The following is a 6,584-nucleotide window of genomic DNA, read 5'->3' on the forward strand; positions in this document are numbered from 1 at the left end:
CCACCCCATGGCAGGGTGTGAGCGATTCGGGGAGTGCGGCCACAGGCTCGCCCATCAATTGCTCCCATTGCGCCGCCCAGCCATCGCGGCTACGGAGCGGGCGAACCACGCCATGCTGACGATACTCATGCCAGGGGATGCCGCGCTCCCGCAGTCGGCGGGCGACCGCCCGATCCCGATTGAAGGTCCAGCCATTACCGGTCTCCTGGTGACTATGGACCGCCTCAATCGGCAGTTCCTCGCACAGCCGGTCGAGCACCGTGCCGGCCTCTCCTTCACGTACGATCAGCGGTTGCCCGAGCTCGCGCAAGCCCCGGTCCAGATCACTCAGGCTGGCGCGAATGAAACCCCAGTGCCGACGACTGGTATCCGGCTCATCCCAATAGCCCGGCTCCACGATATACAGTGGCAACACGGGCCCATTCTTTGCTGCCTGGCAGAGCGGGACATGATCATCGACGCGAAGATCACGTTTGAACCAGACCAGGTGTATCGGGGCGGACATTGTGGATCTCCTTGCACGTATTGCCGCTGATCACGGGTGATGGGGCTGCGGCAGTGCGCGGGTTGTGTGGCAACATCATGCATGGATGATCATGCAGCGTGCGACGGCATCGTCCGATAGACCGCCTCCAGGGGCGTTTGTGCCGCTGAAGCTCGCGACCCCTGGATCCGCTGTTGCGCTGAAACACCCCCGGTGCGAGGCTAATGGACTCCTTCCATGCCCTCAGTGCCCCGCGTAATGCCCGCACACACCCATGGCTGACCATCACGAAACCCTGCGCGACAGCGACCTCTTCCCTCCGAACCATGCCGCCGCACTGGAACGCCTTCAGGCATTTGTTCCGGGTGCTGGGCGACGCTATGCAGCGGAGCGCAATCGGGATGCCGGGCCGGGGCGGCGGGACAATGTCTCGATGCTCTCGCCGTATATCCGGCATCGGGTTCTGAGCGAACGACAGGTGCTCCAGGCCGTGCTGGCTCAGCACAGCCCCGAGGGGGCCGAGAAGTTCATCCAGGAGGTGTTCTGGCGCACCTACTGGAAGGGCTGGTTGCAGATGCGTCCGCAGGTGTGGCGGGCGTTCCTGCGGGAACTCGCGGCGGATAGGGCGCGCCTGGAACAGGATGCGGGACTGCGGTCGGCGGTCACTGCGGCCCAGGAGGGTCGTAGCGCGGTGGAAGGGTTCGATGACTGGGCTCGCGAGCTGGTCCAGACCGGATACCTGCACAACCATGCGCGCATGTGGTTTGCCTCCATCTGGATCTTCACGCTCGGATTGCCCTGGACGCTCGGGGCCGAGTTCTTTCTGCGCCATCTGCGCGATGCCGATCCGGCATCCAACACCCTGGGGTGGCGATGGGTCGCCGGCATCCAGACTCCGGGCAAGACCTACCTGGCCCGTGCCGACAATATTGCCCGTTATACCGACAATCGCTTCAGGCCCGACAACCTGGCCACCGAGGCCCACCCGATCCGGGAGGAATCCCCCCCACCGCCCACGCCTCTGCCAACACCGCCAACACTGCCCCCTGGGCAGCGGGTATTGCTCTTGCTCCATGGCGACGACCTGGGCGGTCATGAGGCATTGCCCGCTGTTGTTTCCCAGATTATTCCACGCCCCTTTTCCCACACAGATCCTGGCTACAGGCCGAGTGTTTTCCCGGATTATGCCCTCGGGTGGAAGATTCCTGGAAGGTGAACGGATGCGGGAAGCTGGGGGCGCGAGCCTTGGGTGACTCGCGCCCGGGGGCAAGGACTCAGAAGGGATCCTGCTCGTCGTCGAACAGGGAGGTCTGGCGGGTGTCGATGGAGGGCGCTCGCTCGGCGGCCAGGGCTTCCTGCAGGGCGAGGTCGTAGCGCTGGCCGATATGCTCGGTGAGGATCTCCAGCAGTTCCCACACGGCCAGAGCCTGTTCCGGGGTCCAGTGGCCTGGCAGCGGGATGGTGAGGGTGTGGTGGTGGTTCATGGTCGCAGTTCCTCCAGGGCGGTCTGCAGGTGCTCGGCACTGACCTGGCGGACCTGTTGCTGGGCGGCGCAGGTCAGGGCGTAGTGGGCCAGGCGGCCGACAGGGCGGGGCATGCCGTGGGTGGCCTGATAGAGGGCCTCGATGGCCTCCGGCTCGAACAGGGGCAGTTCGCAGCCGACCAGGCGCAGACGGTGGGCCAGGTAGTCGGGCAGTTCCTCGCGGCTCAGTCCCCCCAGGTGATGGCGCACGACGAGTCGCTGGGCCAGGGACTCGTGCACGGCCATGCCCAGGCGCCGGCGCAGCTCGGTGAGGCCAACGAACAGCAGGCACAGACGGGGATCGGAGTCCATGGCGTAGTTGGTGAGCAGGCGCAGATCCTCCAGGACATCGTTGCGCAGGTGATGGGCCTCGTCGATGATCAGGACCGGCAGTTGCTTGCTCTCCAGGGTGAGCCGGGAGATTTCGGCGCGCACCTGGCGGAAGGCGCTGGCGCGATTGCGTTCGGTGGGCAGGCCCAGTTCCCAGGCGATGGACTTGTACATGTCCATGACATTGCCGGTGGTCAGGGGGATGTAGAAGGTACGATAGAGTCCCGAGTGCAGGGTGCTGGTGATGCGTCGGCAGGCGGTGGTCTTGCCGCTGCCGGCCTCGCCGGTGAGCAGGCCGATGCCCCGCAGGCGCAGCAGGTGCCTGAGCCGGGCCTGGGCCTCGCGCAGGGTCTGGGACTCGAACAGGTCTTCACTGGCCACGCTGGGTTCGAAGGGATAGGCGGTCAGGCCGAAGTGCTTGCGGTACATGGCCTCAGTCCTCCCCCGCCTCGATATCGAAGTCCCGCCAGTGCATCCCCGAGGGGCTGGGTTGCGGGCCCTGATCCTCACTGCGGGCCTCGCGCGAGGGCGTGTTGCGCTTGACGAAGCAGTTGGCGTACAGGTCCACGGGCCTGGCGGTTTCCACGTACCGGCCTTGATGGACGATCTGCACGGTGCGCCGGGTGGCGCCGGGGTCGTAGCGCAGCGTGACGCGCTCGCCGATGAGGGCGGCATCCACTTCGTAGATCACGCCGTCGAGGCTGACGGTACGGTCCTTGTGGACCTTGCGTACCGCCTCGAACAGGCACAGATCCTCCAGATCCAGACTCGGGTCCAGATAGCGCACCTGGTCACCGTCCTGAGCCCACCGCTCCAGGGGCGTCATCCCGTCCAGGCCGCGATGGGGGTTGTGGTGATACTCCCCCTCAACCCAGGCCCACAGGCGCCGGTTGAGGGCCTCCAGGCTGGCGGTATCCTCCGGGGTGAGGGTGTTCAGTAGCTGGGCGCGTAAGGTCCTGAAAAAGCGTTCGATCTTCCCCTTCCCCTGAGGGCGGTAGGGACGCGCATGGATCAGAGCGATACCCAGCCGGGCGCAGACCAAGGCCAGGTGATGGGAGCGGTAGTTCGCGCCATTGTCAGTGTATAAGCGTTCAGGGAGTCCGCGCTTGCTCAGAGCCTGGCGCAGCACGGGCAGGAAGGCGCGGGTGTTCTCCGAGAGGGCGAAGGCGGCATGGGGAACCACCCGGGTGGCATCGTCCATGAAGGCGATCAGATAGGTCTTGCGGCGCACGCGCCCTTCGACGGTGACACTGGGGCCGTGCATGACATCGCTGGACCAGAGCTGTCCGGCTCGGGCGAAGGCGAAGCGGCGGCGATCCTGGTCATGAGTGGCCTCGGCCTGGCGCTGCATCAGCCCATGACGCACGAACAGGCGGTGGACCGTGGAAGGTGGCAGCGGCAGATCCGCGTCCACCGCGCCGTTGTCACGCAGGTGCCGGATCACCTGGCGCACGGACCAGGAGGCATGTTCCTCCTTCAGGGCGATCAGGGCCTCGGTGACGGTCGCTGACAGGCGCCGGGGCTGGCCACGATCCTGGCGCGGCTTGGGCAGCAGGGCGTCAAAGCCACCCTGGCGGTACTTCTTCATCCAGTCCCGCAAGGTCTCGGCGGCCACATGGGTGCGATGGCTGCCAGGGATCTGATGGGTGCGGGCGGCAATGGCATGGAGCTGGGTATAGAGCCCGGGCGCGCCGGGCGGCCGACGCACCAGGTCGGCGATCAGCCCGAAACGGAACAGGGCGATCTCGTGGCGCAGGTCATGAGAGGGATCGGGCATGGCAGCGTCTCCGGGGAAAACGACCCAAACGGTCGCTCCACGACGCTACGCCCCGCTGCCAGGCGGGTCAGGGCCCATTGTGTGTTGGCGCGACGGGGAGGTGGACACACCGCCACTGCAGCGGTGGGCAAAACCGAATGGCGGCGGTAACTGATCGAGCCAGGGCGCGGCAATCTCACGCAGGGCGGGGAGCAAGGGTGTCTGACCTAATGCGATCTGGCAGGCGGTCAAGGTGGGGGCGCAGTCGGTGAGCAGGTCGAGTAGCAGTCCCCTGAGGCGGTGCAAGCAATCGTCTATCGCATCCTTGCGGCGGCGTACCCAGCGCACCGCCCCTGCCTCCTCGATCTCGGGGCGCAGCATCCTGGCGGCCGCCACCAGACTGGGCGCGATCTCCGCGGTCATCACCGCCACTTCCACCGCCTGTAGCTTCCCCGACCAGCGGGCCGCCAGACAATCAGGTATCAGGGAAAACGTGCGGTGCCCCTGCGGGCAATACCAGCGGGCGATCCGTGCCCCCCGAGGCCGCTTGCGCGCATAGCTGCCGTGGCGGGCAAAGCCACAGCCCCCGGCAGGATGCAGCGGACAACACGTCAGGCTTGCTTTCAACCAGCCTTGCTGGGTAACGTATTGTTCGCCGGTCAAAGGCGTTCTCAACCGCAATAGCACACCGGCCACCGGCCCGCACGGCGGCTACCGTGGCGGGCCACTTTTATGGGTTGGCCTCAGATCATGCCCCTGTCCGCCCCGATCCGCCAGCCCGGTGAATCAATCCGGGCACTTCGCCTCACACCCGACTCACACTCTGCCACCACGCTGGCTCTATCAACGAGGAAATAATCCGCTTCAGATCAGGCGGTGATCAGCGATTTGGGGTGGGAAACAACAGCCCGCTGGAATCGATGTGGGCGGGATCGCCGTCGCCCGACAGGGTCATCCCGATGACCCGTGGCCCTTCGGGGAGGCGACCGCCCACTGGTTCGCGGCGCTGGCCGAGGATGCCGCGCAGCGGGCCAGCAACGCCCTGCAACAACCGGCAAGCTTATTGCCCCACCTGGATGCCGACAACCTGCGCGAGGCCTGCGACCAGGCCAACGCTCGGGTGATTGCCACCCCGGAAGCGCCTGTGGGACCGATGGCCGATGCGCTCGAGCGTGTGGCTGCGGCGTTGGCGTCCGATGGAATCCAGCTCATCCCATTACGCCGCGAATGGGATGAGCTGGCCTGGCCGCATGCCACCCACGGTTTCTTCCGCTTCAAGCGTGAGATCCCTGATCTCCTGGCCCGCAATGCCCTCACACACCCATGACGTCCTCATCAAGCGATCTTCATTCCAGTCAGCGCCTTTGCCTCAATCGCACCAGTCTTCGTGAACCAGGCCCGGAACACGGCCAAATTCGCGCACGTTGTTAGTGACCAGCGTGCAAGCAGACGAAATCGCGTGCCCTGCGATCGCCGTATCGTTCGGCCCGATGGGCGTACCTGACTTGCTCAATTCGCGCATCACTTCCACTGTGGCGTCCACTGCCCGTTGATCCCATGGCAGCACAGCATCGAGCCGCTTTACAAATTCATCCACCAGCATCCTGTGCCTGGCTGACGCCTTCTTGCCGATCTGCCCGTAACGCATCTCTGCGTAAGTCACGGCAGATACAACGATCCGGTTCCCCGCCTCAACTTCAGCCGCCAACCGCTGGATCACCGAGGCCGGGTGCTCTCGCATGATGAACGAGCAGATACAGGTATCGAGCATATAGGTCGTCACAGATGGAACCTGCCCTCATCGCCAACGACAGTAGGCCGATCTTTCAGGAAGTCGTCGTCAGCCTTTGGTAGGCCATGCAAAGACGTCCAGGAAGGTCGCGCGGGGCGAAGCGTGATCACGTCACCCTCCTTCGTGATTTCCAGCTCCCCAATGCCGTCATAGGCCATGTCGGCGGGCAGGCGAACTGCCTGATTCTTACCGTTCCTGAAAATTGACACGGTACGCATCTTTGGCACCTCCAAGCATATGCTTTACATATGTCAATGTAGTAGCCGGATTAGAGATATGCAAGGCATATGCTGATCAACCGAGCATTCCTCGCATCGACGGGTTGTCTTCAAGAAACATCTGGGGCCCCTGAGCGACCGGATGCGAGAGCCGGCACCCGCAGACCCTCGCCCCCAGCCCCCATATGCTGTACAACACGTCCCGTGCCCCCGCGGATATCGATAACGCCCCATTCAACGACCTCCACAATGCCCTCACACACCCATGATGTCCTCGTGATCGGTGGTGGCCTGACGGCCCTGTGTGCCGCCATCTCGGCGCGTGAACACGGGGCCACGGTGCAGATGGTGGACCGCGCGCCGACGTATCAGCGGGGCGGCAACTCCCGCCATTCCCGCAATCTGCGCATTGCCCATGAGGCGCCCTCGGCCCTTTTCCCTGGCCGCTATACGGTGGAAGAGTTCGTCGAGGACCTGCGCCA

At 64.9% G+C, this 6,584-nt stretch carries 8 protein-coding genes and 2 pseudogenes; 3 read left to right on the top strand and 7 right to left on the bottom strand.

The window, feature by feature from the left end; translation table 11 throughout:
* Positions 1 to 505 (bottom strand): deoxyribodipyrimidine photo-lyase (locus tag ECTHA_RS18660; RefSeq protein ID WP_169738293.1); only part of this gene is annotated, 505 nt, incomplete at its 3' end.
* A 253-nt stretch (positions 506 to 758) separates the two neighbouring features.
* On the opposite strand from ECTHA_RS18660, the pseudogene ECTHA_RS18665 reads away from it, so the two are divergent.
* A pseudogene (locus ECTHA_RS18665) lies at positions 759 to 1,595 on the top strand (FAD-binding domain-containing protein); the annotation flags it as partial.
* A gap of 163 nt (positions 1,596 to 1,758) precedes the next feature.
* Here the strand turns inward: ECTHA_RS18665 and ECTHA_RS18670 are convergent.
* The 4 genes from ECTHA_RS18670 to ECTHA_RS0115735 are packed head-to-tail and all read right to left on the bottom strand — an operon-like array spanning position 1,759 to position 4,755.
* Positions 1,759 to 1,968, bottom strand: a complete 210-nt coding sequence (locus tag ECTHA_RS18670) for a hypothetical protein (RefSeq protein ID WP_025281226.1) — start codon at positions 1,966 to 1,968, stop codon at positions 1,759 to 1,761.
* Positions 1,965 to 2,765 carry an ExeA family protein gene (locus ECTHA_RS0115725; RefSeq protein WP_025283052.1) on the bottom strand — a complete coding sequence of 267 codons (801 nt, stop codon included), beginning with the start codon at positions 2,763 to 2,765 and terminating at the stop codon, positions 1,965 to 1,967. The genes ECTHA_RS18670 and ECTHA_RS0115725 overlap by 4 nt, the downstream gene beginning before the upstream one ends.
* A gap of 4 nt (positions 2,766 to 2,769) precedes the next feature.
* A complete protein-coding gene (locus tag ECTHA_RS0115730; protein ID WP_025283053.1) occupies positions 2,770 to 4,113 on the bottom strand; it encodes an IS481 family transposase in 1,344 nt (447 codons plus the stop codon).
* 45 nt (positions 4,114 to 4,158) lie between these two features.
* The gene (locus ECTHA_RS0115735) at positions 4,159 to 4,755 is read right to left on the bottom strand and encodes a hypothetical protein (RefSeq protein WP_026623440.1); all 597 of its coding nucleotides are present in this window, start codon (positions 4,753 to 4,755) and stop codon (positions 4,159 to 4,161) included.
* A gap of 229 nt (positions 4,756 to 4,984) precedes the next feature.
* Here ECTHA_RS0115735 and ECTHA_RS0115740 point away from each other — a divergent pair.
* Positions 4,985 to 5,419: pseudogene (locus tag ECTHA_RS0115740) on the top strand (FAD-binding domain-containing protein); the annotation flags it as partial.
* A gap of 42 nt (positions 5,420 to 5,461) precedes the next feature.
* Here the strand turns inward: ECTHA_RS0115740 and ECTHA_RS0115745 are convergent.
* Together ECTHA_RS0115745 and vapB are read right to left on the bottom strand one after the other, a co-directional pair.
* Positions 5,462 to 5,863 (bottom strand): type II toxin-antitoxin system VapC family toxin, encoded by a 402-nt coding sequence (locus ECTHA_RS0115745; protein ID WP_029762163.1) that lies wholly within the window; start codon positions 5,861 to 5,863, stop codon positions 5,462 to 5,464.
* 8 nt (positions 5,864 to 5,871) lie between these two features.
* Positions 5,872 to 6,102, bottom strand: a complete 231-nt coding sequence (gene vapB / locus ECTHA_RS0115750) for a type II toxin-antitoxin system VapB family antitoxin (protein ID WP_025280287.1) — start codon at positions 6,100 to 6,102, stop codon at positions 5,872 to 5,874.
* Between the two features lie 249 nt (positions 6,103 to 6,351).
* Here vapB and ECTHA_RS18675 point away from each other — a divergent pair.
* On the top strand, positions 6,352 to 6,584 hold a 233-nt coding region (locus ECTHA_RS18675; protein WP_156946855.1), incomplete at its 3' end, for an FAD-dependent oxidoreductase.

The sequence above is a fragment of the Ectothiorhodospira haloalkaliphila ATCC 51935 genome (genome assembly GCF_000633935.1).
GTDB classification, from domain to species: domain Bacteria; phylum Pseudomonadota; class Gammaproteobacteria; order Ectothiorhodospirales; family Ectothiorhodospiraceae; genus Ectothiorhodospira; species Ectothiorhodospira haloalkaliphila.

Excerpts from the sequence above, each read along its gene's own strand:
- ECTHA_RS18670 (WP_025281226.1), bottom strand. The coding sequence starts at position 1,968 with ATGAACCACCACCACACCCTCACCATCCCGCTGCCAGGCCACTGGACC.
- ECTHA_RS0115725 (WP_025283052.1), bottom strand. The coding sequence starts at position 2,765 with ATGTACCGCAAGCACTTCGGCCTGACCGCCTATCCCTTCGAACCCAGC.
- ECTHA_RS0115730 (WP_025283053.1), bottom strand. The coding sequence starts at position 4,113 with ATGCCCGATCCCTCTCATGACCTGCGCCACGAGATCGCCCTGTTCCGT.
- ECTHA_RS0115745 (WP_029762163.1), bottom strand. The coding sequence starts at position 5,863 with ATGCTCGATACCTGTATCTGCTCGTTCATCATGCGAGAGCACCCGGCC.
- vapB (WP_025280287.1), bottom strand. The coding sequence starts at position 6,102 with ATGCGTACCGTGTCAATTTTCAGGAACGGTAAGAATCAGGCAGTTCGC.